Annotated in this window: 1 protein-coding gene; it reads left to right on the forward strand. The window is 63.7% G+C overall.

Going from position 1 to position 259, the window contains the following annotated elements:
* A partial coding sequence (locus EUU22_RS00020; protein ID WP_129330103.1) for a DUF4135 domain-containing protein occupies positions 1–259 on the forward strand: 259 nt, incomplete at both ends.

Here is a 259-nt window from a genome sequence, read left to right on the forward strand (position 1 = left end):
CTTTGCGCGGCAACTTGGCGATCCGCACGAGCGGGCACGCGTCCTTGCGCACTTCCCCGTGCTCGATCGCATGTTGGCGGAAGTCACCACCCTGATCACCGAGGCGGCGGTGCTCCTGTTCGCGCATCTTGCTCAGGACGAGTGCGCACTGGCGGAGCCATTTGGAATCGTGGCGCGAGCTCTCACCGACATCGAGTTTGGCCAAGGCGATCCGCATTGCGGCGCAAGGAGCGTGGCAATCCTGTCCTTTGGCGATACC

The organism is Ciceribacter ferrooxidans, from assembly GCF_004137355.1.
Lineage (GTDB): Bacteria > Pseudomonadota > Alphaproteobacteria > Rhizobiales > Rhizobiaceae > Allorhizobium > Allorhizobium ferrooxidans.